Source organism: Rhizobacter sp. P1_G5 (assembly GCF_056405435.1).
Genome location: NZ_JBFUCB010000941.1, coordinates 1 through 1577 on the forward strand (window position 1 = coordinate 1; position 1577 = coordinate 1577).

The 1577-nt window shown below is 66.7% G+C and carries 2 protein-coding genes; both read right to left on the bottom strand.

What is annotated here, in order from left to right; translation table 11 throughout:
* Positions 1-562: ABC transporter permease (locus AC1D12_RS32940; protein ID WP_477845324.1), on the bottom strand; the 562-nt coding region annotated here is incomplete at its 3' end.
* 109 nt (positions 563-671) lie between these two features.
* A partial coding sequence (gene pstS, locus AC1D12_RS32945) for a phosphate ABC transporter substrate-binding protein PstS (RefSeq protein ID WP_477845325.1) occupies positions 672-1577 on the bottom strand: 906 nt, incomplete at its 5' end.

Genomic DNA, 1577 nt, shown 5'->3' on the forward strand with positions numbered 1-1577 from the left:
GGATGATCATGATCGCGAGGATGATGCCGGCCGACAGGATGCCGATGCCCACCGGCGCGCCCGAGACCAGGCCCTTGAAGAACGGCACGTCGCCGAGCACGCGCTGCAGCGGCTGCTGCACGTACTCCGACAGCACCGGGCTGAACACCAGCAGGCCCCACATGCCGTAGACGATCGACGGCACCGCGGCCAGCAGCTCGATCGCGACGCCCAGCGGGCGGCGCAGCCAGTTCGGCGACAGCTCGGTCAGGAACAGCGCGATGCCGAAGCTCACCGGCACCGCGATCAGCAGCGCGATCGCCGAGGTGGCGAGCGTGCCGTAGATCATCACCAGGCCGCCGTATTGATCCTTCACCGGATCCCATTCGCTGCGCCACAGGAAGCTCAGCCCGTACTCGCGGATGGCCGGCGCGGCGCCGATCACCAGCGAGACGATGATGCCGGCGAGCAGCAGCAGCGTGAGGATGGCGGCGCCATGCGCCAGCAGCGAGAAGACCGTGTCGGCCCACGGTGCAGAACGGCGGGCCGAGGGCGGCTGCCCCAGGGGATCGGAGCGTTGCATCTCGTCTTTGTTGTAGTGCGATGCGGRGAGTGTAGCGGCCACGTTTCCTCCATCCAGGCGAGGGCGGCGAGACCCGGAGGTGCTCGCCGCCATGAGTGAGCAGCGGGAATTACTTGACCGCRACGGCCTTGCCCGAAGCGTCCTTGATCTCGCCCCATTGCTTGCGAACCAGCGCCTTCACCGCGTCGGGCAGCGAGACGTATTCGAGGTCGGCGGCCATCTTGTCGCCGTTGGCATAGGCCCAGTCGAAGAACTTCAGCGAGTTGGCGGCCTGCACCGGCTTGTCCTGCGACTTCTGCATCATGATGAAGGTCGCGCCGGTCAGCGGCCAGGCATCCTTGCCGGCCTGCTCGGTCAGCACCTGGTAGAAGGTCTTGCTCCAGTCGGCGCCGGCCGCGGCGGCCTTGAAGTTCACGTCGTCCGGCGACACGAAGTTGCCGTCCTTGTTCTTCAGCTGCACGTACGACATCTTGTTCTGCTTCGCGTAGGCGTACTCGACGTAGCCGATCGAGTTCGGCAGGCGCTGCACGTACGACGAGACGCCTTCGTTGCCCTTGCCGCCCGCGCCGGTCGGCCAGTTGACGGCGGTGCCTTCACCGACCTTGTCCTTCCACTCGGTGTTCACCTTCGACAGGTAGTTCGTGAAGATGAAGCTGGTGCCCGAGCCGTCGGCGCGGCGCACCACCGAGATCGCGGCGTCCGGCAGCGGCACGCCGGGGTTCAGCGCGGCCAGCGACGGGTCGTTCCACTTGGTGACCTTGCCGAGGTAGATGTCGCCGAGCGCCTGGCCGGTCAGCTTGATCTGGCCGGGCTGAATGCCCTTGATGTTGACGACCGGCACGACGCCGCCGATCACGGTGGGGAACTGCACCAGGCCGTCCTTGGCCAGCTCGTCGTCCTTCAGCGGCATGTCGGAGGCGCCGAAGTCGACCGTCTTCGAGCGGATCTGCTTCAGGCCGGCGCCCGAGCCGACCGATTGGTAGTTGATGCGGGCGCCGCTGGCCTTGTTGTAGGC